The sequence below is a fragment of the Candidatus Flexifilum breve genome (assembly GCF_016713355.1).
The window spans coordinates 944,751-967,270 of the sequence record NZ_JADJPI010000037.1 but is presented as its reverse complement, the minus strand read 5'-3'; the positions used below and the strand labels follow the sequence as shown (position 1 = coordinate 967,270).

Sequence of the window (22,520 nt, the reverse complement as noted above, 5' to 3'; positions counted from 1 at the left end):
ACCGGAATGGATAGCACTTTCTCGATGCGGCTCACCACCGCAGCCATTGACCAGCTGATCGCCGATCTGCGTCAGTTCGCACCGGTGCTGGCCGATCGTGCCGCGACGTGGATGAATGGCCTGAGCCGTGCCGGGCGCGCCGCCGACTATTTCCAGCATCCGCTGGCGTTCCCGATGCTGCTACTGCCGCTGTGGGTCGAAGAGGCGGTCAGCGGTCAGATCAATGCGGACTTTCAGGCCGCTCTCGTGTATTCGTCGGTGAGCGGCTACTACTTCATCCGCATGATTGACAACGTGATGGACGAGGCAAGTCCTGTAGAACGCTCCCTGCTGCCCATGACCGGAGTCTTTCATGCTCAGGCGACCACCACCTATCATCAGTATTTTGAGCACACGCATGCGTTCTGGACGCATTTTGCGCGCTGGAATACACAGTCAGCCGCGTTTGCCATTGAAGATAGCAGCAGCGATGACATCGATCTCGCCAGCTTTCAGCGGATTGCCGGGAAGAAGGTCGTCGCCGGCAAAATCCCGATTGCAGCCGTGCTGGCGCGTCATGATCAGCTCGACCGACTGCCAGCGTGGGAAGCGTTCTATGATGACCTCGGCTGCTGGCATCAACTCTTGAATGATGTCCTGAGCTGGAAGAAAGATCTCCAGCATCAGACGGCCTCGTCCTCTCTGTGCGAAGGCGAGCGGCGCAAGCGAGCTGACGAGTCGTTGTTTGGGTGGCTGCTGCGCGAAGGGTTCGCGTGGGGGCTGGCGACGCTCGAACACTGGCTCGACAACCTGCATGCTCAAGCCGCGCTGCTCGAAAGCCCACCGTTGTCCGAATACTTGCGTAGCCGCGGGGACCTGCTCGCTGCTCAGCGCACCGAAATGTTCGCCTCGCTGGCCGCATTGTCACCGCTGATCCGCGCACAGAACACCCCATTAGCTGAAGGAGACCCGACGTGAACAACATCGAAGATGTGATCATGAAAGTGATGACGGAACCTGACTTTGCCGAAGCCTTGCTTGCGTCGCCGGGGGCGGTCCTGCAGGCCGAAGGCATTGAAGCAACTCCGGAAATCCTGCAGGTACTGGCCGGTCTCAAGGTCGAAGAACTGCGGGTCATGGCCGAAAAGTTCAGCAATCAAGGCATTGCAATGTAGGTCCGGCAGGAAAAGCGAGGTTCGATGACCGTGAAACCGCACAGCGATCTCTTCAGTTTGGGTGAACACTACTTTCGCACGGCCTTGGCTCAGCTGCAGCAGCACGGGATTGAGTTCAGCCACAAACTGCACCTCAGCGCCGCCGATGATCTGCTCTGCTATTACGACCTGGAGCAGCAGGCGATCTCACTCGCACTGCCAGACCGGGAGACAGCCCAGGGACGACTGCAGTTGGTACTGCTGCGCTCCCTGTTCGGCTGTGACCACAATGATGAGGTGATCGAACTGCTGCGGCTGACGTTGGACTGGCTGATTGCCCATGAGCTCGCCCATCACCTGCGCCAACATCACGGCGTCTTGACCGCCAATGTGTGGCAGGAAGAACAGATCGCCAACGAACTGGCGCTGGCCTTGAGTAAGCCGCGTGTTTCGGTGGCAGATCGTGCTCGGGCGCACCACCTATTACAGCGCGTGACGGCGAATCTCGCCCAGCGGTTGGAGGCTGATAACAGCGCCGTCAATTCGTATCATCGGCTGCCTCACAGTCTGAATACCGTCGGCTTGATCCCACCTGAGACGCTTCTGGAGATCGAACAACATGCGCAGCACAACCCCTGTACGACCGTGCTGCGCAGCGTGCTGACCGGTCTCGTGCCCGACATTGACGAACGACTGCGCAACCGTGAGCAGTTGATTCAACGGGTGAATCGCACTTCACGCCACGACATTATCCGCTCGCTCTATTACTATTTTGGCTGGTTGAATATCGGTTTGATGAGCAGCGAAACCTGCACGATCCGGGAGTTTGCCCACCGCTTTCTGACTTCTCCACTAGATCACCGCTACGAAGGAGCATGCGCATGATGTACGATGTGATTGTCGTCGGGGCTGGCCCGGCAGGCAGCACGGCCGCCGCTTTACTGGCGCAAGCGGGTCTCTCCACCCTGCTGCTCGACCGTGCCGCTTTCCCGCGCCCCAAACCTTGCGGTGATGCGGTGCCCATGGCGGCGTATCGCATCTTCGAAGCGCTGGGCATCGCCGACAGGATCCGTGCGGCCAACTTCAACCGCATTCAGCGCGTCGTCCATCGCAATATGACCGACGAAACCTCGGTCTTCGAACTCACCAACGCCGATTTCAGTACCTCGGAAGCGTTTATTGCGCCGCGCTACCGTTTCGATGACCTGTTGTTTCAACATGTGCTCGCCTCTGGCGCGGTCTTCGAGCAGGTCAGCGTGACCGCGCCGCTCATGGCGGATGGACGCGTGGTCGGCGTGGAGGGCAAGCGCGGCTCGGCGGACGTTCGCTATTCCGCGCAGACCGTGATCGCCGCCGATGGCGCGACTTCGGCGCTGGCGCGCGCTGCATGGGGAACGTCGGGAGACCAAGTACGTCGCGGTCGCGGTGCGCGCGTATGTGGAAACCACGGCGGATCTCGACCCGGCCATCGAGATTGACTTTATGCCAGAAACTCTTCCCGGATATGCCTGGTTCTTCCCAGTGGACCAGCGCCGCGCCAATATCGGCATGGGCATTCGGTCCGACTTCTACAAGACGCAACCGTATTCGCTGACGGACATTCTCGAACACTTCTGCCAGAAACCGCGTATCGCCGCGCTGATCGGCGACAACCCCTGCAAGACGTGAAATCGTGGCAGATACCGCTGTTCTCATTTGATACCCGCCGGGTGTTTCCGGGCGCGCTGCTCGTCGGTGATGCGGGCTGCTTTGTCAACCAGATCACAGGTGATGGCATCTACGAAGCGTTGTTCACGGGGCAGTGCGCTGCTGAGACTATCATCGAGGCGCAGCGGAACGGCGATTATTCGGACCGAACGCTCAGTCGCTTCGACGAACGGTGGCGCGCGCAGCTAGGCGGTCGCTTCAAGGAAGCCGAAATTCTGAATAACCTGGCGACGATCGCCCCGAATATCATCTCGCGAGCCATCTTTCACACCAGTTAAGCGCTGCGACGATGCCGGTTAGAAATTTCGACCCAAGAAATTCAAACATGAAGAAGTTTTCATCTATAATGAAAGGCATTCCCACGTGACAAAAGCATAGTTACGCTTCATCGGAGCAACATCGGCATGGCTGAACTCAAACTCGAGTTGTTTGGTGCCCCTCGTCTGGTATATCAGGAGCAGCCTGTTGTTGGCGTGCGGCGTAAGGCGCTCGCGCTGGCAGCTTATCTCTCGCTGACTGAACGCCCGCTCATGCGCGAAGCGCTGGCTGCCCTGTTCTGGCCGGATCAAGATGATGAACACAGTCGAATCTCACTGCGGGGCGTTCTCCATAATCTATCCAGCGCATCTCCCATCGAATGGGTGGATGCAGATCGCTCCGCCGTGAGTCTCAAGTTCGAGGCACTAGAGGTTGACGTGCGTGGATTTACCGGAGCTTTGGCGCGCACGCGGGGGCATCTGCACACTGACGGTGTGTTGTGCGCAGCGTGTTTTGCCGCGCTCAACGAAGCTGTCAATCTGTACCATGATGATTTCATGGCAGGCTTTAGTCTGTCCGACAGCAGTGAGTTTGATCACTGGCAGACCAGTCAGCGTGAGTGGCTGAGTCGGGAATGCACGACAGCACTGCGACGGTTAGCGGAGCATTCCGGCATTGTGTCGGCTACCTCACTCCACGAGGCGCTGAGCTACGGTCGACGCTGGCTGAAGATTAATCCGCTGGACGAAAGTGCCCACCGTCTGTTGATGCGCTTGTTCGCGGCGAGCGGTCAGCGCAGCGAAGCACTCAAGCAGTATCATGACTGCGTCCGTCTGCTCGATGAAGAATTGGCGACGCTGCCCGAGCCGGAAACAGTCGCGCTCTTTGAAGCGATCCGGGAGGGTGAAAGCGCGCCGCTCAAATCCCGCCCACGCACTTTTGACAAAAACACAGCGGTCAGCGTCCTACCACCACTGCCACCGCTGCTTGTTGGTCGTGATGAGGCCATCACGGAACTCAAAGCACGGGTAGGACTGCCGAAATCAACTTCCCAGCGTTCGGTCACGGTCATTGAAGGCTGGCCCGGCGTCGGCAAGAGCACTACGATGGGAGCATTCGCCCATGATCCCACAGTCAAAGCACGGTTCTCCGAAGGCATCCTCTGGACCTCGCTCGGCGAAAACCCGAATCTCCTGCGTAAACTGATGGTGTGGGGAGAAGCGCTCCATCTGATTCCGCCGGGAAAGACGCCCACAGTGGACGAATTGACCAGCCAGCTCCTTTCTGCGTTGAGCGACCGCCATGTTCTGCTAATCGTCGATGACGTGTGGCAGGTGGAACATGCCGCGCCCTTCCGCGTGGGTGGGCCGGGTAGTGTCCTGCTATTGACTACGCGGCTAAACAGTGTAGCGCGGGCACTCGCGCCCACATCGAGCGACGTTTACCGCCTGCCGGTGCTGACGGATGAGTTCGCGCTGTCGCTGCTGCGGCGGCTTGCCCCGCAGGTTGTGGACGAACATCCGGCTGAAGCCTTGCAGTTGGTGCGCGATCTCGAAGGACTGCCGCTCGCTGTGCAAGTGGCCGGGCGGCTGCTCCATGAGGAAATGCATCTTGGTTGGGGGATCGCCGAATTGCTGGCTGAACTGCATGCCGGAGCAGGGCTGCTGGTCGCGCCTGCACCCAATGATACCTTGCCGGCCCACGATGGCTATACTGCGCCGACCGTCATGGCGCTGCTGAAACGCAGCACCGTTGTGCTCGATGAGGAGACACTGTTTCGGTTCGCGCTGTTAGGTCTGTTTTCGGCCAAGCCCGCGACCTTCGATCTAGCCGCGTTGGCGGCTGCCTGGTCCGTGACTGATCCCAAACCGACCGTGCGCACACTGGTCAATCGCGGCCTGCTCGAACCGATCAGCGGTGGCCGGTTTCAGATGCACGCACTGCTCGTCCTCCATGCCCGCGTCTTGCTCGAAAGCTTTGATACCTGATGGAACGTCAACAATCGCGGGTTTACGAAGCCCAACTTCGCTTGGCCGCGCACTATGTGATGGTCGTGTGCAAGGCCTGTCAAGACTACCTGCGCGGGTTTGAAGGCAGCGTCGCCGCGGTCCTGGCCTTCAATGCGGAACGGGTACAAATCGAAAAGTCAGCGGCGTGGCTGCTCGACCATATTGACCACCCGGTGGCTGCGCGGTTATTTGTGCAGATGGTGCGCGACGGCTATCAACTGCTGTATACCTCGGTTCCTGATGAAGATCTCCAGCGGTGGTTGCAGCAGTCGCTGCAAGCCGCTGAGCAGTTAGGTGACGTCAGCGCCCAAGCGAAACATCTATACGCCCTCGGTTGGTCACTGAACCGAAAAGGTGATGTGCAGAGGAGCTATCGCCTTATTGAAGATGCTTACGCGCGTGCGGAAGCAGTTGGTGATGCTCCACTGATGTCGGCAATCTTGGTTGTCCGCGCCGATCTGGCGCGGCGGCGTGGGGAGCTGGCAGCGGCCGCGGAGTATCGGGAACGCGCCCACGCTATCCGCCGTGACTTGGGCGATGCACTGGGCATCCACCATTATTTGTACGAAAAAGGCGACCGCGCCGCTGCCGACGGTCGCTTGGATGAAGCCCTCCAGTATTATGAGCAAGCGTATAATCGGGCCGTCAAAGCAGGCGGTTACCGCGAAATCGCCCGCGTCCTCACCAGTATCGGCCTCATTTACAATCGACAGGGTCGGCATACCGACGCTCTCGGGGTCTACGAGCAAGCGCTGGAGTTTTCGCAGCGCATCCAGTTCCCGCCCGTGATTGTGTATACGCTGCATGCGCTCGCCAATACCAGCATTGCTATGAACAATCTTGACGCGGGGCAATCTTATTTGGAGCAGGCACTCGACTTGGCGGAACAGGCAAAACTAGAGGTCGTTCCCGACATTCTTGCCGAACTAGGTCACCTGGCTTACCGTTACGGCGCGCTCGAGGAAGCCCAGCAGTACCTCGACAGGGCGTTGGAAACGCATCGTGCACGAGAGAATAACTATAACATCAGCGGGGATTTAGCCTATCTTGCACTCGTGTACGCCGCGCAACAGAATTTTGCTGGTGCCCAAGAAGCGACACTGGAATGCTTGCGATTGACGATGGCACAAACTTCCGAGGTTGAGTTACTTACGCCGATCTTCACGGCCGTGCATCTGCGTATCTTGCGCGCCTTTAGCCCCTCCGTCAGCACAAATGAACAGACTGCGCTCTTACACACAGCGCTGCATTGGGCGGGGACTGTGTTGGCGCATCCGGGTGTCGATCAGGTTAAGCGCGACACCTTTGCCAGTTTCCGTCCGGCGTTGGAAACCGCCCTCGGCGCGCAGCGTATCGCCAGACTGCTTGCTGAAGGAGCACAACTCGACTTGATGACCGTGGTGACCGACGTTGAAGCTGCTTTGCAGCCATGAACCAAAGTGAGATTGAACACTTTTGGTGAGTAAGGCGGTAAACCACTGCTGAGTTAATGATTTCCAGTGTAAGGTGGAAAACCGTATCTGATGAAAAGCTTGAAGCGACGCCGCGGTATTAAGTCGTGCAAAATGCCTGTGGGGGTTACTTCGCACATCTGAGGGAGAATCTAGGTTTCACGCTACCCTGTAGTAGCAAGAAATCCTTTCCAGACGGTGTTTTCCGTGAGTCAAGCAGATCGGTAATCGTCATGGAAAATGGCTTCGAGCAGACCGCGCCGTTTGCCTCATCCCCAAGAGAAACTTCCAAGGGCAACAGGCAAGTGATCTGCCCCCTATGACTAGTCCACAGGGAGTGAGAGTCGAGCCTGTTCCGCAAAGACAGCCGGTGGCAGGTAGCCAAGACTGCGCCGGTCACGGTGGCAGCTTGAGCCACTGTTACTCCATTAAACTGGGGGTAGTCCACAGCGCAGTTATTCCCACCAGAGATCAGGCTAGGCTGACCAATACTTCCTCGACCGTCATACCTGCACCCATTTTGTAGGCTGCAGCATAAGTTGACGCATCCAATGCGGCGCGTGCTAGCGCCAGTTCCGGCATAAAGTGCAACTCATCTACGGGGAGCACCCGCAGACCACTGCGTTCCCACGCGCTGAAGGCGGCTCCTGCTAAACGTGCGGCCGTTTCCGGACTCCCCTGTACGGCGTAGGTCGCCGCGAGACAGGCCAAGGCCGATGCGGTTGCAGGTAGATCATCCAGATCCTGATACAAACTTAGCGCCTCGCGCAGATAGGCGCGCGCGCTCCGGACATCCTGCAGCTTCAAGGCCACTGCCCCCAGATGCCTGACAATCAAACCAATTTTCGAAGTGTCGTTGAACTGCCGCATAAGCGTTAGCGCTTCTTGCAAGCGAGCGAGCGCTGTGCCGTAATCGTACTGATAAAAGGCGATGCGCCCGAGATCGCCGATGGCGCTGGCCACACCCCACTGGTAGTCCACATCGCGCTGAAGCGATAGGGTTCGTTCAAAGTACGCTTTAGCCTGCGCGAAGTCACCCTGGTTCAGGGCGACTTCTCCCATGTTGGCCAGAACCGCCCCTGCGTTGCGCTTGTTGTCCAGCTCCTCCTGCAAAGCGAGGCTTTCCACATAATAGAGCATCGCCTGCGCGAAATTTTGGTGGCGCAGGGCAATCCCACCGAGGTTCGAGAGCGTATTGGCAATGCTCTGTTGGTTACCGAAGCTGCGCCAGATGTCAAGCGCTCGCACAAGATACGCTTCTGCGAGTGCGAACTCATTCAGCGACTGGAGCAGCGTGCCCAGATTATTCAGAACACTCGCCACCAACTTCGTGTTCTGGATTGATTCGGCGATGCGCACCGCTTCTTCAAAGTACTGCCGCGCACTGAGCAAATCACTCCGATTCCACGCCAAATTGCCGAGGTTGTTGTAAGTCGAAGCGATGCCTTCGGAGTCTTCAAGTTGCAGCCGCAGCCGCAGCGCTCGCTGCAAGTAGGTTTCAGCGCGGGCATAATTGCCAGTCGCGAAGGCCAGTGCTCCACCGCTGTTGTAGGCTTTGGCGTAGCTCGCCTGCGCGGTTTCGTCCACGAGCGTGATTTCAGCGTCGCCGAGGAGCAATTCTGCCCAGCGCAGCCCTTCCAGCGCCAGTCCGCGCATATTCCAGAACTGGGATAAACATGCGACCAGACCAACCCCAAGCTGTGGGTGAGCATGCGCTGACCAAGACAGGACAGCGCGCAAATTGTCATGTTCGTGCTCGATCGATGTGGCAGCCTGAAGCTGCGCTGCGCCGGACAACAACGGAGTGGTTGTGTCCAACCAGCGCTGAAAATAGTCTGCCTGCTGTTCGCGCACGGCATCCCATTCTCGTGAATCGAGCAGCAGTTCACGTCCGAATTCGCGCAGCGTTTCCAACATAGTGATGCGGAGAGCGCCATCTGGCAGCTCGCACTGGTCGACCAGACTCTTGTCGAGCAAGGACGTGAGCAGATCGACGACGGAGCGACTGCTTCCCGTAGGCTGGACAAAGATGCCTTCCAGTGCTTCAATGCTGCACCCGCCGGGAAATGCGCTGATAACACGAAACAGGCGTTGTTCCGCCGGGTCAAGCAGTTCATAACTCCAGGCGATGGTGGCACGCAGCGTCCGCTGGCGCGCGGTGGCGTTCACCGCACCCCCATCCAGCAAACTCAGCGGTTGATCAAGGCGCTGTAGCAGAGCGCTGGGAGAGAATAGGCGACCACGAGCGGCAGCGAGTTCCAGTGCCAACGGCAGCCCGTCCAAGCGGATACAGATTTCTGCCACAGCGCGAGCATTCGCGTCTGTCAGAGCGAAATCGCGGCGAACGGTCTGTGAGCGGGCGACAAACAAAGCGACCGCCGCGTGACGTACCAAGTCCTCAGGGGTCTCAAACTGCTGCAGATTGGGAAGTTCGAGCGGCGGCACGCGCACCCGATGTTCGCCATAGAGATTGAGCACGGCGCGGCTTGTGACGATCACCTTCAGTCGTTCCGCTCCTTGCAGCAGCGCGGCGATCACCGGAGCGGCCTCCAGCACCTGCTCGAAGTTATCGAGGATGAGCAAGGTAGCACGCGCCGCCAGCACGGCGATGAGGCGATCAACCAGTGCGGTGCCGGAGGTATTCGCCTTGACCTGAAGCTGCTGCGCGATCTCCGTGTCGACCAGCGCCGCATCGGCGATCCCGGCCAGCGACACCCACACGACACTATCTAAGAACTGATTGCGACTGAGACGTGCCAACTCCTGCGCGAGCCGCGTCTTGCCCACCCCACCGGGTCCGGTCAGCGTGATCAGGCGCACATGAGGATCCTGGATTTGTGCAAGCAGCGCGGCGAGCAGCGCCTCCCGCCCGATCAACGGGGTCAGCGTCGTGGGCAGTGCAGCGCGCGGCGCGACCGGAGGTGGTACCGGGAGAACTGGCGCAGCAACTGTCTCGACTTCGAGTTGGCGCAGCGGCGACGCTGCCCACTCGGCGTCTGTAAACACCCCCGCTTTCAGCCCCATCAGGTCGAGCAGTTCGACGGCGTCAGCGCGCGTGGAGATCGCCTGCCAGCGCGCCAGCAGTTTGATGATAGCTTTCACTTCTATCTGTGTGAGGCGCAGGCCGTCAGTTGCGTGGAGTTTATGGCTGAGGACGGAGGGGCTCATGCCCAGTTCATGTGCCAACTGCTTCTGTGTGAAGCCCAAAGCCCGGCGATAGCTCTGTACTTGCGCACGGAACTCATCCAGCCCCATAGACCACCTTCAACTCAACTGTGTCGTTCTCATTTTCCGCCCGTTCTGGGTTTACCGCAACAATACCGCAACATTTTCATTGCGGTACTGGTTCCAAACGACGTACTGTGAACACATCTGCATTCCACAGATCAGCAACCGTATAGACAGACGATTTCACCTCAAGGAGGAGATCATGTCCGAGATTCTCGCCATTCGCGTGATGGAAACATTGGCTCAACGCGACCCGAATGTCTTTCCGCTCGCCCAACCGACTGCGACGGCCAGTGGGGGAGTACTTCCCGGTGTGATTCCACTAAGCGAAGCCATGCGGGTGATGGATGCCCTCTGGTCTGCTCTCTCCGACTTCAATATCGAGATCAATCGTGTGCACGATTCCGATGGGGAGATCCGGGTCGAGTTCACCTGGTGCGGCACGCAGACTGCCACCCTTGATCTGCCGGTGCCCGGTGTAAACCCCATCGCGCCGACAAACAAAGTGGTGAAAGTTCCCGATGTCTTCGTGTTCCGCTTTGTGGACGACAAAATCGCTTCTGTGCGGGTTGAGTCACCAGCCAAAGGCGGTGTCTTGGGCATGCTGCAGCAGTTGGGTGTGCTGCCTGCCTGAATCAACATCAGCGCACGTGACAAATGTGAGGGGAAGGAAAGAAATCATGTCATCGAACGAAAATCACTTCATCACCCATTGGCAGGTCCAGGCGGCGCTTGGCGAAGTCGTTGACATCATTGGTGATGCGGAAAGCCTACCGCGCTGGTGGCCATCCGTTTATCTGCAAGTGCGCGTACTGGAACCCGGCGACAGCAACGGGATCGGTCGGCGGGTAGGGCTGTACACCAAGGGCTGGCTGCCCTACACGCTCCGCTGGAGCTTTCGTGTGACCGAATCCAACTCACCTCACGGCTTTACGTTGGTCGCGGAAGGCGATTTCGTTGGACGTGGCATCTGGGCGTTCAAGCAGAAAGGCGAATGCGTGGATATCACTTACGATTGGAAAATCGAGGCGGAGAAACCGCTGCTCAAGCGGCTGTCCTTCGTGATGAAACCGCTGTTTGCGCTGAATCACCGCTGGGCGATGGCGCGGGGCGAAGAGAGCCTGCGTCTGGAGCTGGAACGTCGGCACACGCCCGCCGCCGCGCGCCGATCGATTTCTGCCCCGCCGCCAGCCACGCCCAGTCATCCATTCCGTTGGTTTGTGTATGTGCTCGGTTTTCACGGGAAAGGCGGCTGATATGGACTTGGAAGCATTTCTCGACAGTTATGGGCTGATCGCCATCTCTGGGATCATGCTGCTCAAATCGATTGGCGTGCCGATTCCCATCCCGGCAGATGTGGTCATGCTGGCGGCAGCCGCGCGCGCGGCGAGCGGCAAGCTAAACGTACTCGGAGCGTTCGTCGCGCTGCTCGTGGCGCTGTCCGTCGGCGGTGTGATCCAGTTCGCACTCATCCGGGGCGTTGGTCGTGGTCTGCTGCTGCGCTACGGTCGGTTTCTCGGCGTCAGCGAAGCGCGGTTGGACACAGTGGCCCGGCGCATGGAAAAGAGCTGCGTCCTCGGCATTGGTCTAGCGATTCTCACGCCGGGCATCCGTTCCGTCACAATTCCGGCCTGTGGCATCGCCGGCATCGCCCTCACCCGCTTCGTGGTCGGTCTCGTGCTGGGGAGCAGCGCATTTCTCGCCTTGCACTTCACCCTCGGACTGCTCGGCGGTTCGCTGCTCGGGCAGGCAGCGCTGGCCTTGTCTCCCGCCGTAGTGATTGGAGTGCTGATCGGGCTGCTCGCTGTCGGTTTCGCCGTATGGTATATCATTCGCCGCCGTCAGCACCCGGACGACTCGGCGCGTGCAGTTTTGGCCGCCGCAGCCGGTGCCTGGCACGAAGCAACCTGCCCGGTGTGTTTGGCGCTAGGCGCGGTTAACCGTCTGCAGATCGATGTGGCACATGCTCACGACAAAAACCTTCATCATGGAGGGACGCATGTCCACTCGACCCTTTGACCCAGTCGCAGTCGCCTACTATGAAGTCGAGGGTTGGAAAGCCTATTACGACCGGAACTGGCTGCGTCTGCTCTGGTTGGTCGTGGCGCTCGTGCAGGCGCAGTTCCGTATCCCGTTCCCCCAGTCGATCCGGGCAGCCTACCATGTCACTCGCGCTTCGGTCGCCTGGGTTCCCAAAGAGCATAAACCGGCAGAGATTCAGGACCACCTGCGCGAATTCTACCGTCTGGCGCGGCGGTACTCCGGACTGGACTTTGACGTTGAGCGCGCGGCGGAGCTGGAGCTCGACTACTGGGACGTGCACCGCCAGTTAGTCCGACAGGCGGACAAAACCCGGTTCATCAACACCATGACCAAGCTGCATGCGGTCGTGTTCAGCCTGCCGGAAAGCGTCGCCCAGGAATCGGCGATGCTGCGGGTCGAAGCCAACAATGTGCTCGACACCATCACGGGCAAGACATCGCCTAACCCCGAACACGATTGGAAACGCTGCGAGTTGCTGCTGGTGGCTTGTTACCAATCGATCAGGCAGCACGCCGACGCCGTCCAACATCAAGCAAATCTTGGGCTTTGACCAACTTCATGTGAGGAAAGCGAATCCACGATGTCACGTTATGCGATTTTGCAGCAGATTCAACAGCTTGACCCGGAGCAGGATCACGAGCAGATTGTGTTCCTGACAGGCACTTACGAGGAACCGTACCTTATTCAGCGGGCGCTGGAATTCGCCCTGTTTCGCACGTTTGCGCTGCCGCGCACCGCCAAACTGCTCGTGGACACGGGCGAATTCGAACGGCGCGGGCAAAAGCGCTACGACGATACCACGCTGCTGATCTCCGAATTTGTCGAGCATGGGTATGACAGCGAACGGGGACGCGCGGCAATCAAGCGGATGAACCGGATGCATCATCGGTTCGCCATCGACAACGAAGACTACCTATATACGCTGTCGACCTTCATCTTCGAGCCGATCCGCTGGAATCAGCGGTTTGGCTGGCGGCCTTTCGATCCGAAGGAATGCCAGTCGGAATTCATCTTTTGGCGCGAGGTCGGCAAGCGCATGGGCATCAAGGATATCCCCGAAACGTACGACGCGTTTGAGCGCTTCAACCGGGACTATGAGCAGCGCTATTTCCAATCCAACCAGTACAGCCAACGGATCGGCAAAGCCACGATCAACGTGTTTCTGAACTGGTACCCGGCGTTCACGCGACCGTTTGTTCGTCAATGCCTGTATGCGCTGATGGACGAGCCCATGCAGCGCGCCTTCGGTTTTCCGCAAGCGCCACGCTGGGCACGGGCGTTAACATTCGGTGCGCTGAAGCTGCGGGCGCGCGTCCTCCGCCGGCTGCCGCCGCGGCGCAAACCCCGACTCTATACGCAGGAGCGCAACCGCACGTACCCGAATGGTTACGAGATCGAGCGCTTGGGGCCGAATGGCGTTTAGTTATCACTTGTTCGTTGTCGAGACACGCTAGATGAGGGATGAAAAATCACATGTACACTTCAATTCGAGCCAATCTGTTGCGCCGGCTGTTGGTGATTGCCGTGCTGACATTGTTCGCCGTACCTGCGCTCGTTCTGGCGCAGGGCATCACCTTCGAACCCGTGTCCACAGCTACGCTGCCGTGGGATGCCGTGCCGAGTCCCGATGGCAGTACCCTGTATTTCACGGCAATCGCTGACGATGGCTGCCCGGCAATCTTCCGAGCGGATCCCGAGAATGGCGCGGTGACCACGCTGGCAGCGTGCGATCCGTTCGTTATGCCGATCGGCATCGCCGTCAGCCTCGACGGACAGACGCTGTATGTCTCCGACTCGTTCACAGCCGGTGCGGCGGGGAATGCTATCTTCGCCGTTTCCACCGACTCACCTGACATGGTGAGCACCATCGCTGGGACACAGGGCACTGCGCCGCAAGGCGTCGAAGTCGGTCTGCGGAATGGCGTTGAAACTCTCTACTTCACAGGCATCCACACCCTCACTGGACAACCGACGGTCTATGCGCTGCCCACCGCGGGTGGAGCACCAGAGGTACTCGCGCACGGTGCACCACTAGTCGCACCATCGGGGGTCGCGGTCTCGCCGGATGGCGAAACCGTGTTCGTGCTCGATCGTTTCGCTTCAGGTAACGGGTTGGGCGGGGTGATTCGCATTCGGGACGGTCAAGCCACCATGATTCAGTTAAATGTACAGACCGGAGGGCAGCTGGCCGGGCTGACTTTGACGCTGGACGGTTCGCTTCTGCTCGTGTCTTCGCTTGACGAGACCGCCGGGACGGCGCAGGTGCTGGTGCTCGACCTTGCAACCCAACAGAGCAGCGTTATCAATGACGTAATTAGTGCCAACACAGGAGCCGGGGGATTGCATCGCGCGCATGAACTTGATGTATTTGCGTGGGCGGATCTGACATCGGGGAGTCTCGGCGGCACGGTCTATCGTGTGCTGATCAATCGTTAGCCATCAATTAGTACACAAAGCTGAATGAGATGCGGACGCCCATGCTTTCAAGGTGTAATAGCAAGAAACCCTATCCACGCGGTGTTTCCCGTGAGTCAAGCAGCCCGATAGTAGTCGTGGAGTACACCGCCGAGCAAATCGCGCCGTTTGACCATTCCGCTGCTTGAACTTTCTGAGGCTGGATCGGGGATCATCTGCCCAATGCCCTGATGCGGTCGTGCGGTGTTGAAGAAGCTTTCATACTCGTGCAGCACATATTTCAAATGTGCCGTATTCAAAATAATCAGCCGGTCGAGACATTCCTCGCGCACTGAGCGCACCCACCGCTCGGCGACAGCATTCGCCCTCGGCGCTCGAAACGGCGTCCGCGCCTGTGCGGTAAACTGGCGGCGTTTTTGTGCCAGCGTTTCTGGGATCCTTGACCCGATGATATGCTCTCAGTGGGTCTTCCCGTTTTTCCACCGCACTACACTATAATGAAGATATGCTGACACCGATTCTCTCCACCAAGCTGTATATACCGCCGCCACGCCCCAACGCCATCCCGCGCCCACGCCTGATTGGACGGCTGAACGCGGGGCTGCACCGCAAGCTGACGCTCGTTTCCGCGCCGGCGGGTTTCGGCAAAACGACGCTCGTCAGTGCGTGGATCGGCGTGTGCGGGCGACAAGCGGCGTGGCTGTCGCTGGATGACGCGGATAACGACACTATGCGTCTGCTCGTGCATGTGATTGCCGCACTGCGTACCATCGACGCTTCCATTGGAGAACGGGTGTTGAACATGCTGCCATCCATTCAGTCAACTGCCGACTCCACCCTGACTGTACTCATTAACGATCTAGCGGCGACACCGCACAAGTTTGTCCTCGTGCTCGATGACTACCACACGCTCAATTCGCGCTCAATCGATGCGGCGATTGCGTTTCTGATCGAGCATATGCCGCCGAATATGCACCTCGTAATCGCCACGCGCACAGACCCGCACTTACCGCTGGCACGTCTGCGCGCCCGTGATCAACTGACTGAACTCCGTGCCGCCGATCTACGCTTCAACGCGGCTGAATCCGCCGAATTCCTCCAGCAGGTGGCCGGGCTGCACCTAGCGGCGGAGGCTGTGAACACGTTGGAAAAACGCACCGAAGGCTGGATCGCCGGGCTGCAATTGGCGGCGCTCGCGATGCAGGGACAGCCGGACGCCCACCGTTTTATCGACGCCTTCGCAGGGGATCATCCGTTTGTGCTCGATTATCTCGTCGAAGAAGTGCTGCAAAATCAGCCCGCACAGGTGCAGGCATTTCTGGTGAGAACGAGCATTCTGGAACGACTGTGTGCTCCCCTGTGTGACGCTCTCATTAATGATCTCGCGTTATCTGGACAAGAGGCGCTTGACTATCTCGAACATGCGAACCTGTTCGTTATCCCGCTGGATGATCGGCATGAATGGGTTCGCTATCACCATCTGTTCGCGGAAGCCTTGCACGCCCGTTTGCTCAAGCAGCAACCTGATCTCGTGCGGAGTCTGCATCTCTCCGCGTCGTTATGGTACGGGCAGCACAACGCGCTGGAAGACGCGATCCAGCACGCGCTTGCGGGTCATGACTACCCCCGCGCCGCAGATCTGCTTGAACAGCATTGGTCATACCTCAACCTGACCTATTTCCAGAGTCCGCGCTGGCTCGGGTGGGTCAAAGCACTGCCCGATGAACTGGTGCGGGGACGCTTCGCGCTCAACGTAGGCTATGCATGGGAATTGCTCAACATCGGGGATTTGGATGCCGCCGAAACGCGCCTACAAGACGCGGAACGCTGGTTGCAAACGCATCCGATCCACGACAGCCCTGAATTTCTGTCGCTGCGGGCGCAATTGTCCTCAGCCCGTGCCTACCACGCTCAAGCACGCGGTGATTTCCCCACAGCAGTTCATCACGCACGGCATGTGCTGGAGATCGTCGCCGACACCGATGATTTCACGCGGGCGGGTGCGGCGTCGGTGTTGGGTCTGTCATACTGGGCAACCGGCGATCTTGAGGGTGCGTATCAGTTCATCGCGGAAGGCATGGCGAATTTTCACCGGGCAGGCAACCCCTCCTTTGGCATTAGCCCTACGTTCGCGCTGGCGGATATTCGCCACACGCAAGGGCGGCTGCACGACGCTCTGGGCGCATATGAGCGGTCGCTGCAAATCGTACGGGATCACGGCGAACCCGTGCTGCAAGGGGCAACCGATCTGTATCTCGGCATGAGCCTGCTTTACGACGAGATGGGCGATGGAGAGAACGCACGCTTATACAGACAGCGCGGCGAAACGCTCGGCGAACAAGCCGCGTTCCCGGGCTGGAAGATTCGGCATGCGCTGGCACAAGCCCAACTTCAAGCGGGCGCAGGTCATTTCGACGCCGCGTTGAGCCTGCTCGATACGGCAGAACGGTTGCATTACAGCTCACCTCTTCCTGACATGCGCCCGATTCGAGCGCAAAGAGCGCGGTTGTGGATCAAGCAGGGCAAGCTGCAGCATGCGCTGACATGGGCGGACGAACGCGGACTCACCAGCGACGGCGAATTGAGTTATCTCAGCGAGTACGAGTACATTACACTCGTGCGGCTCTTGATCGCGCTGGAGCAGCACGACGATGCGCTCCGCCTGAGTGATCGCTTGCTGGCGGCGGCGCATGACCGAATCGCCAGCATAATCGAACTGCTCAATTTGCAAGCGTTGGTTCATCATGCGCGGGGCGATACAGCGGCAGCGCTCGTGCTACTCGAACGCGCTCTGTCGCTGGCCGCGGACGGCGGTTTCTACCGCATCTTCCTCGACGAAGGCGCGACCATGCGCAATTTGCTGGTGATGGCACGTGGGATCATGCCGGAATACGTGGATCGACTGCTGGCGACTCCGTCCGTTCAGCCGTTGATCGACCCGTTAAGTCCGCGCGAACTCGACGTGCTGCGCCTGATCGCGGACGGACTCTCCAATCAGGCAATCGGGGACCGGCTGTTTCTCGCGCTCAGTACTGTCAAAGGCTATGTCGCCAACATCTTCGGCAAGCTGCACGTGGAGCGACGCACGGAAGCGGTCGCCCGCGCCCGCGAACTCGGTCTGCTGTAACGCAAAACCCTACTTCCTAACCCTACTTTAGTAGCTGCACAACCCTACTCGCCAGAGGCTATGCTGCTGTGCATTGACTCAAATGAAAGGGTTCACATAATGTCGCGTAAACTGTTGGTTCTGTTTCTGATAATGATGATGCTGGCGAGCAGCATCATGGCGCAAGACGCGGTGACGCGGAGCGGTGCGCGTCCCGATACACCGACTTACGGGGTGCGCGGCGCGTATGCCGTAGGAGCACGCGATCTGGTGATTGAAGGGGAGACATCGCTGGACATCACGGTGTGGTATCCGGCGCTGAATCCCAATCATCTAGCCGAAGCGATCACGTATCCCTTTGTCATCAAGTGGGAAGGCTTTCCTGAAGGCGCGACGTCCACTGTGAGCGGACACGCGCTTGCCGACGCAGCTTTCGATCTCAGCGCCGCTCCTTACCCGCTCGTGATCCTCTCGCCCGGTTTCTCGTCGGGAGGAACGGCATATGCGTGGTTAGCCGAACATCTCGCGTCTTACGGCTTCGTGGTGATCGCACCGGAACATCACGAGATGTACACACAAGCGCTGGATTGGTTTTGGCGGGCGATGATTGCTCGTCCGCAAGATATTCTGACGGTCTTCGAGTACGTGGACGAGCAAACCACGGCGGGCGGCGTGTTGGAAGGCGTGATCGATCCGCAAACCGTTGCAGTGATCGGGCATTCATACGGCGGATATACGACGTTAGCGGCAGCAGGTGCGCCCATCAATATGGAGAGCATGGCAGCACTGTGCGAGTCGGCGCGAGCGGCGGCTGATCCGGCGGCGTGGTTGTGCGATCCGGTACTGCCTCACGTCGCGGAAATGGCGGCACTGGCGGGTCTGGATGCCGCGCCAGAGGGCGATTGGCCCGTGTGGGCTGACCCGCGTGTCGATGCGATTGTGCCGATGGCGGGTGACGCCTATCAGTTCGATCCGGCAGGGTTGGCAGAAATCGACATCCCGGTACTGGCAATGGGGGGTACGCTGGACACGGGAACACCCTATCACTGGGGGACTCAGCGTACTTACGAGCATGTGTCGAGTGATAGGAAAGCACAAGTCGGTTTTGAGAACGCCGAACACATGATCTTCGGGAGTACATGCGATGTGCTGCCCTTCTACACGGAAGTCGGTTTCGGCAGCGGATGTATCGATCAGGTGTGGGATATGGCACGCGCCCATGACTTGATCAACCATTTCACAACCGCCTTCTTGCTGGCTGAACTGAAAGGCGATACGGACGCCGCAGCCGCACTCTCTCCCGACTCGGCAGCGTTTCCCGGCGTGAGCTACACGGCGCAAGGGTACTAGGGGCGAAGAGTAAGTCTCTCACGCCGCTGATTTGAACTAGCGTCAAATCGTGGGTTTTGGGTAGAGCCGTTCCTCGTTTTGAGGGCGGCTCTTTCTCACCACACCTTGTCACAGAAAGTGAAAACCCGCTTTTCCAGTGAGGAGCAAGCAGATCTATAAGCCTCAACCATTACCACAACCAAAGACATAACAGGGGCGCTCTCGATGTTATGGGTCATCGTAATGCTGAACCTGATCTTCGCGGATATTCTCTCGTTCATGAACAGCGGTTTTCTTCAGGAGCTTGTGACGACGGGAACTGCAGGAGGCATGGAGATCACTCCCGCCTTTCTATTGATCGCCGCAATAGTGACGGAGATCCCGATCATGATGATACTCCTGGCGCATGTGTTGAAGCATCAAATCAACCGTTGGGTAAACATCATCGGATATGCGTGGGGTGGCGTAACCCTACAATCAGCTCCACCGACCCCATCACGAACACGGGAGAAATCAAAAGAATACGGAACACCGGATGTGTTTCAACTCAGAGACATTCCAGAGCCAGTTCCCAAAGCAGGTGAAGTGCTGAGAGCGCGCCTAAATCTGGCCTAGATCAGCAACTCTTCCACAAAAACTGCGTAGTGATGGCTTACAAACCAATTTACACGAGAGGATCAATATGAGCGACAATCTCCAAACGACACTGAACAATCTGATTCATTCAGGGGTATGGTCTAACCCTGCCATGAGCACACTGATCAATGATTATACCCAATACCACCTTGTGTTGGTTGCGGCTGGTGGGCTTTTGGTGATTATGTTTCTACTGCTGAGCATCTTTTGGGGGTTCGATTGAAGCGAGCACCCAAAGCTGACACACGGAAATGGACATTTGAAAAAAAGGTCTATTTCTCTTTTTGGGCATTAAGCCTTATGGTTGGGGCGTTGTTTGCCTTAACTGTTTTGGCAAATGCAACCAATGTCGTAGATCCCCACCACGGGTTTACGCTACTGGTCGATTCGCTGGGGACGCCGAATGCCGGTACGCAAAAGTATCAACTCTATCAGGCGTTTAACACATGGATCCAGTCTGGCATCCCTAACATTCCAGCGGTTGCTCAAAACAGGTTCCTTGAACGCATTTCATTTAATTCGACCAAAGCACTTGTTAGTGGTGTTTTAATGGTTGTATTCATAGTGGTCAGCATACGCATTTGGAACCTGTTAATCAAGCAATCGAAGGCAAACGAGGCTAAGTGGCGGCTTAAAGAAAATGCGCTCCTTATCTCCGGTGTTGCTACTGTAAGCTTTTCCTTACTGCTACTAGTGATCGTGGTGGCAAACATGCAAGCAGCGGTCGCGCCGATAGCTTTGACTCTCCTTTACGGTTGAGACGCGGCAAAGCGGGAACTGATGACCATGCGCATGAGATCAACAACGAAGATACACCCTTGTAGTAGCAATAAACCCTATCCACGCGGTGTTTCCCGTAAGTCAAACAGCTCGATAGTAGTCGTGGAGTACACCGCCGAGCAAATCGCGCCATTGGATCGTTCCGCTGATTGAACCTTCTGGGGATGGATCGGGGATCTTCTGCCCAATACCCTGATGCGGTCGTGCCCTGTTGAAGTAGCCTTCATACGTGTGCAGCACATACGTCAGCGTTTGCAAGTTCCAGACGATCTGGCGCGCCTGCTGCGACACCCAAGCCTGGGTCGGATGCGCCGTAAGGCCGACCAGATGAACCCGGCGTGTCCCGACCTCGATAAAAAAGAAGACACAGAGAGTTTGGAGGCGAACCGTTTCAACCGTGAAGAAATCGCACGCGAACAAAGTATCCTTGTAGTGGTTGAGGTAGGTTCGCCATGTTCTTGCAGACTGCTTCTGGGGAATGGGCGGTATGCCGTGGCGGCGCAAGATCTGATGGACGGTTTCATGGCTGATCCGATAACCGAGCTTCTTCAGTTCTCCGGTGATGCGGTCGTCACCCCAACGATTCTCACGGACGAGTTGGAGCACCAACTGGACAACCTGCGGTTCGATGGGTGGTCGCCCGACACGCTTCGCTTGATGTTTGAAGGTCCACTTACGTTTGACCAGCTCGCGGTGCCACCGGAGTAGCGTATCGGGTTTAAACACCAGAATCAATCGCTCCAGTTGCGCCCCGGCAGCTCGACGATCGGTCGGAGCTGCTCCACCAAGGTCAACAGCAGCAACTTCTCCGTGCGGGTGATAGTCGGTCCGCGTTTCTGATGACGCCGCACTATCAGCAGCTGCTGGCGCAGCAGCAGGAGTTCAATGGTTTTATCATCCGGTGCCAGCCGACTGAAGCGCAGACTGTCCCCAAGTTGATGCGCAACAAGATAGATAAAACGCCAGATCATCGATGATTGGTTTGCTCGAAACGGTCAGATTGTCGGATTATACCGGTTCCAAGTTGGATTTATTGCTACTACAGGTCAAGAAGCTAATTAGAAGTGTGCGGCTAAAAACTTGACGCACTACCAAATCTGCATTATAGTTAAATCGGTTTACTAAACCGATTTTATGCATGAAAGATGAGGGGTTTTTTCAATGTCACGTATGCTTCGTCTCACTCTTTTGCTCGTCAGTCTCATGCTACTCAGCGCCGTATCGGTTTCTGCTCAGGAGCCGGTTCACCTAAAGTTCTGGAACTACTGGGATGGTAACAACGGCGAAGCCATTCAGGGCTTAGTTGATCAGTTCAACGCCGATCACCCTGATATTCAAGTTGAAAATGTCTTTTATGGTTGGGGTGAACTCCTGCCCCGGTTGCAAACCGCGATCGCGGGTGGCGAAGCACCGAGTCTGGCCGCCGTCGACATGGCGTGGATGCCGCTGCTCGCTAATTCGGGCAAGGTCGCCGCGCTGGACACCTACATTGAAGCGGCGGGCATCGACCTGACCGACTTCTACCCGGCGCTGCTCAACGTCAACCGCTACAACGATCAGTTGTTCGGTCTCCCGGTCAGCACCAACAACCTCGAACTGCTCATCAACAATGATCTGTTCACCGCCGCGGGCCTCGACCCGGCTGCACCGCCGACGACGTGGGATGAACTCACCGCCGCTGCCCAAGCGTGCGCGAACCCAGATCAGGGTGTCGTTGGGATGGAACTCTATACGCAGCCCGGCGAAGGCCTGACCTGGCAGTTCCAAGTCTATCTGTGGCAGTCGGGCGGCGAATTCCTCACCGCCGACAACACCGCCGCCGCGTTCAATACGCCCGCGGGTCTGCAGGCGTTGAACTACTGGAAGTCGCTGATCGACAGCGGCGCGAGCAGCCTGGCGCCGTGGGGTTTGTTCGATCAGGGTAAGGCTTGCATGCGCATGGACGGTTCGTGGATGGTGAGCGGTCTTGCCTCGCAATCCGCCTTCACGTTCAGCGTCGCGCAGATGCCGATCCCCGCGGACGGCCAGCCCGCGACCAATATGGGTGGCGAACACATCGTCATTTTCAACAGCGATGAGGCGACCCAGCAGGCGGCCTTCACGTTCGTTGAATGGCTGACCAGCACCGAAACGCAGATCGCGTGGGATCAGCAGACCGCTTTCATGCCCATTCGCGCGTCGGTTGCGGCTGATGCCGGTTTCCAAGCATGGCTGAACGACACAGAACCGCGGTTGATCCCGTATGTCGAAAGCCAGCAGTACGCCATTAACCGCCCGTCCGTGCAGGTCTATCCGGAACTGTCGGATGTGTTCAGCGGCTTTATGGAACAGGCGCTCTACGGGCAGATTTCACCCGAAGATGCGTTAGCTAGCGCAGAAACCGCCGTCAACGCGCTGCTGCGTTAAACTTAACGGAAAGCAGCTT

General features: G+C 58.0%; 24 protein-coding genes. 20 read left to right on the top strand and 4 right to left on the bottom strand.

Translation table 11 applies throughout. From position 1 onward, the window contains the following. Nucleotides 1-6: 6 nt before the first annotated feature. The 8 genes from IPK17_RS35160 to IPK17_RS35125 all read left to right on the top strand — a co-directional run bounded on the left by IPK17_RS35160 (nucleotide 7) and on the right by IPK17_RS35125 (nucleotide 6,540). Complete coding sequence (locus tag IPK17_RS35160) at nucleotides 7-957, top strand: hypothetical protein (protein ID WP_343422385.1); 951 nt, start codon at nucleotides 7-9, stop codon at nucleotides 955-957. Next, nucleotides 954-1,154, top strand: a complete 201-nt coding sequence (locus tag IPK17_RS35155; protein WP_343422384.1) for an Os1348 family NHLP clan protein — start codon at nucleotides 954-956, stop codon at nucleotides 1,152-1,154. The genes IPK17_RS35160 and IPK17_RS35155 overlap by 4 nt, the downstream gene beginning before the upstream one ends. Nucleotides 1,155-1,178: 24 nt before the next feature. Beyond that, the gene (locus IPK17_RS35150) at nucleotides 1,179-2,018 is read left to right on the top strand and encodes a hypothetical protein (RefSeq protein ID WP_343422383.1); all 840 of its coding nucleotides are present in this window, start codon (nucleotides 1,179-1,181) and stop codon (nucleotides 2,016-2,018) included. Next, nucleotides 2,015-2,611: an FAD-dependent monooxygenase gene (locus IPK17_RS35145; RefSeq protein WP_343422382.1), complete on the top strand. Its 597-nt coding sequence runs from the start codon at nucleotides 2,015-2,017 to the stop codon at nucleotides 2,609-2,611. The genes IPK17_RS35150 and IPK17_RS35145 overlap by 4 nt, the downstream gene beginning before the upstream one ends. Nucleotides 2,612-2,615: 4 nt before the next feature. Further along, complete coding sequence (locus tag IPK17_RS35140; protein ID WP_343422381.1) at nucleotides 2,616-2,801, top strand: hypothetical protein; 186 nt, start codon at nucleotides 2,616-2,618, stop codon at nucleotides 2,799-2,801. Next, a complete protein-coding gene (locus IPK17_RS35135; protein ID WP_343422380.1) occupies nucleotides 2,798-3,118 on the top strand; it encodes an NAD(P)/FAD-dependent oxidoreductase in 321 nt (106 codons plus the stop codon). Before IPK17_RS35140 ends, IPK17_RS35135 begins: the two co-directional genes overlap by 4 nt. Nucleotides 3,119-3,244: 126 nt before the next feature. Beyond that, nucleotides 3,245-5,086 (top strand): AfsR/SARP family transcriptional regulator, encoded by a 1,842-nt coding sequence (locus tag IPK17_RS35130; RefSeq protein WP_343422379.1) that lies wholly within the window; start codon nucleotides 3,245-3,247, stop codon nucleotides 5,084-5,086. After that, nucleotides 5,086-6,540, top strand: coding sequence for a tetratricopeptide repeat protein (locus IPK17_RS35125; protein ID WP_343422378.1), 1,455 nt, complete (start codon nucleotides 5,086-5,088; stop codon nucleotides 6,538-6,540). The genes IPK17_RS35130 and IPK17_RS35125 overlap by 1 nt, the downstream gene beginning before the upstream one ends. Before the next feature lie 489 nt (nucleotides 6,541-7,029). On the opposite strand, the gene IPK17_RS35120 is transcribed toward IPK17_RS35125, so the two are convergent. After that, nucleotides 7,030-9,813, bottom strand: coding sequence for a helix-turn-helix domain-containing protein (locus tag IPK17_RS35120; protein ID WP_343422377.1), 2,784 nt, complete (start codon nucleotides 9,811-9,813; stop codon nucleotides 7,030-7,032). Nucleotides 9,814-9,988: 175 nt separating this feature from the next. On the opposite strand from IPK17_RS35120, the gene IPK17_RS35115 reads away from it, so the two are divergent. Genes IPK17_RS35115 through IPK17_RS35090 form a run of 6 tightly spaced genes read left to right on the top strand, consistent with a single transcriptional unit; the run spans nucleotide 9,989 to nucleotide 14,265 of the window. Continuing rightward, entirely contained in the window at nucleotides 9,989-10,420 is a 432-nt protein-coding gene (locus tag IPK17_RS35115; RefSeq protein ID WP_343422376.1) for an ester cyclase, read from the top strand. A 46-nt stretch (nucleotides 10,421-10,466) separates the two neighbouring features. Continuing rightward, nucleotides 10,467-11,042 (top strand): SRPBCC family protein, encoded by a 576-nt coding sequence (locus IPK17_RS35110; RefSeq protein WP_343422375.1) that lies wholly within the window; start codon nucleotides 10,467-10,469, stop codon nucleotides 11,040-11,042. Nucleotide 11,043: 1 nt separating this feature from the next. Next, complete coding sequence (locus tag IPK17_RS35105; protein ID WP_343422374.1) at nucleotides 11,044-11,805, top strand: DedA family protein; 762 nt, start codon at nucleotides 11,044-11,046, stop codon at nucleotides 11,803-11,805. Continuing rightward, nucleotides 11,786-12,379, top strand: coding sequence for a hypothetical protein (locus IPK17_RS35100; protein ID WP_343422373.1), 594 nt, complete (start codon nucleotides 11,786-11,788; stop codon nucleotides 12,377-12,379). Before IPK17_RS35105 ends, IPK17_RS35100 begins: the two co-directional genes overlap by 20 nt. Before the next feature lie 30 nt (nucleotides 12,380-12,409). Next, complete coding sequence (locus IPK17_RS35095) at nucleotides 12,410-13,252, top strand: oxygenase MpaB family protein (RefSeq protein ID WP_343422372.1); 843 nt, start codon at nucleotides 12,410-12,412, stop codon at nucleotides 13,250-13,252. Nucleotides 13,253-13,302: 50 nt separating this feature from the next. Beyond that, nucleotides 13,303-14,265: a YncE family protein gene (locus IPK17_RS35090; protein WP_343422371.1), complete on the top strand. Its 963-nt coding sequence runs from the start codon at nucleotides 13,303-13,305 to the stop codon at nucleotides 14,263-14,265. Between the two features lie 95 nt (nucleotides 14,266-14,360). On the opposite strand, the gene IPK17_RS35085 is transcribed toward IPK17_RS35090, so the two are convergent. Continuing rightward, nucleotides 14,361-14,669 carry an integrase core domain-containing protein gene (locus IPK17_RS35085; protein ID WP_343422601.1) on the bottom strand — a complete coding sequence of 103 codons (309 nt, stop codon included), beginning with the start codon at nucleotides 14,667-14,669 and terminating at the stop codon, nucleotides 14,361-14,363. Between the two features lie 80 nt (nucleotides 14,670-14,749). On the opposite strand from IPK17_RS35085, the gene IPK17_RS35080 reads away from it, so the two are divergent. The 5 genes from IPK17_RS35080 (at nucleotide 14,750) to IPK17_RS35060 (ending at nucleotide 20,074) form a co-directional block, all read left to right on the top strand. Then, entirely contained in the window at nucleotides 14,750-17,371 is a 2,622-nt protein-coding gene (locus IPK17_RS35080) for a winged helix-turn-helix domain-containing protein (RefSeq protein WP_343422370.1), read from the top strand. Between the two features lie 99 nt (nucleotides 17,372-17,470). Then, nucleotides 17,471-18,700 (top strand): alpha/beta hydrolase family protein, encoded by a 1,230-nt coding sequence (locus tag IPK17_RS35075; protein WP_343422369.1) that lies wholly within the window; start codon nucleotides 17,471-17,473, stop codon nucleotides 18,698-18,700. Nucleotides 18,701-18,904: 204 nt separating this feature from the next. Beyond that, complete coding sequence (locus tag IPK17_RS35070; protein WP_343422368.1) at nucleotides 18,905-19,294, top strand: DUF6326 family protein; 390 nt, start codon at nucleotides 18,905-18,907, stop codon at nucleotides 19,292-19,294. Between the two features lie 67 nt (nucleotides 19,295-19,361). After that, entirely contained in the window at nucleotides 19,362-19,538 is a 177-nt protein-coding gene (locus IPK17_RS35065) for a hypothetical protein (protein WP_343422367.1), read from the top strand. Continuing rightward, entirely contained in the window at nucleotides 19,535-20,074 is a 540-nt protein-coding gene (locus IPK17_RS35060) for a hypothetical protein (RefSeq protein ID WP_343422366.1), read from the top strand. Before IPK17_RS35065 ends, IPK17_RS35060 begins: the two co-directional genes overlap by 4 nt. 102 nt (nucleotides 20,075-20,176) lie before the next feature. Here IPK17_RS35060 and IPK17_RS35055 read toward each other — a convergent pair whose 3' ends face one another. Beyond that, entirely contained in the window at nucleotides 20,177-20,821 is a 645-nt protein-coding gene (locus tag IPK17_RS35055; protein WP_343422600.1) for a helix-turn-helix domain-containing protein, read from the bottom strand. A gap of 5 nt (nucleotides 20,822-20,826) precedes the next feature. Then, nucleotides 20,827-21,066 (bottom strand): hypothetical protein, encoded by a 240-nt coding sequence (locus tag IPK17_RS35050; RefSeq protein WP_343422365.1) that lies wholly within the window; start codon nucleotides 21,064-21,066, stop codon nucleotides 20,827-20,829. A gap of 190 nt (nucleotides 21,067-21,256) precedes the next feature. On the opposite strand from IPK17_RS35050, the gene IPK17_RS35045 reads away from it, so the two are divergent. Then, the gene (locus tag IPK17_RS35045) at nucleotides 21,257-22,501 is read left to right on the top strand and encodes an ABC transporter substrate-binding protein (RefSeq protein WP_343422364.1); all 1,245 of its coding nucleotides are present in this window, start codon (nucleotides 21,257-21,259) and stop codon (nucleotides 22,499-22,501) included. Nucleotides 22,502-22,520 lie beyond the last annotated feature (19 nt).

Bases quoted from the DNA above. Each gene is read 5' to 3' on its own strand.
- IPK17_RS35160 (WP_343422385.1), top strand. From the start codon at position 7: ATGGATAGCACTTTCTCGATGCGGCTCACCACCGCAGCCATTGACCAG.
- IPK17_RS35090 (WP_343422371.1), top strand. From the start codon at position 13,303: ATGTACACTTCAATTCGAGCCAATCTGTTGCGCCGGCTGTTGGTGATT.
- IPK17_RS35145 (WP_343422382.1), top strand. From the start codon at position 2,015: ATGATGTACGATGTGATTGTCGTCGGGGCTGGCCCGGCAGGCAGCACG.
- IPK17_RS35105 (WP_343422374.1), top strand. From the start codon at position 11,044: ATGGACTTGGAAGCATTTCTCGACAGTTATGGGCTGATCGCCATCTCT.
- IPK17_RS35065 (WP_343422367.1), top strand. From the start codon at position 19,362: ATGAGCGACAATCTCCAAACGACACTGAACAATCTGATTCATTCAGGG.
- IPK17_RS35075 (WP_343422369.1), top strand. From the start codon at position 17,471: ATGTCGCGTAAACTGTTGGTTCTGTTTCTGATAATGATGATGCTGGCG.
- IPK17_RS35120 (WP_343422377.1), bottom strand. From the start codon at position 9,813: ATGGGGCTGGATGAGTTCCGTGCGCAAGTACAGAGCTATCGCCGGGCT.
- IPK17_RS35050 (WP_343422365.1), bottom strand. From the start codon at position 21,066: ATGATCTGGCGTTTTATCTATCTTGTTGCGCATCAACTTGGGGACAGT.
- IPK17_RS35110 (WP_343422375.1), top strand. From the start codon at position 10,467: ATGTCATCGAACGAAAATCACTTCATCACCCATTGGCAGGTCCAGGCG.
- IPK17_RS35125 (WP_343422378.1), top strand. From the start codon at position 5,086: ATGGAACGTCAACAATCGCGGGTTTACGAAGCCCAACTTCGCTTGGCC.
- IPK17_RS35095 (WP_343422372.1), top strand. From the start codon at position 12,410: ATGTCACGTTATGCGATTTTGCAGCAGATTCAACAGCTTGACCCGGAG.
- IPK17_RS35115 (WP_343422376.1), top strand. From the start codon at position 9,989: ATGTCCGAGATTCTCGCCATTCGCGTGATGGAAACATTGGCTCAACGC.
- IPK17_RS35100 (WP_343422373.1), top strand. From the start codon at position 11,786: ATGTCCACTCGACCCTTTGACCCAGTCGCAGTCGCCTACTATGAAGTC.
- IPK17_RS35045 (WP_343422364.1), top strand. From the start codon at position 21,257: ATGTCACGTATGCTTCGTCTCACTCTTTTGCTCGTCAGTCTCATGCTA.
- IPK17_RS35080 (WP_343422370.1), top strand. From the start codon at position 14,750: ATGCTGACACCGATTCTCTCCACCAAGCTGTATATACCGCCGCCACGC.
- IPK17_RS35140 (WP_343422381.1), top strand. From the start codon at position 2,616: ATGCCAGAAACTCTTCCCGGATATGCCTGGTTCTTCCCAGTGGACCAG.
- IPK17_RS35130 (WP_343422379.1), top strand. From the start codon at position 3,245: ATGGCTGAACTCAAACTCGAGTTGTTTGGTGCCCCTCGTCTGGTATAT.
- IPK17_RS35070 (WP_343422368.1), top strand. From the start codon at position 18,905: ATGTTATGGGTCATCGTAATGCTGAACCTGATCTTCGCGGATATTCTC.
- IPK17_RS35150 (WP_343422383.1), top strand. From the start codon at position 1,179: ATGACCGTGAAACCGCACAGCGATCTCTTCAGTTTGGGTGAACACTAC.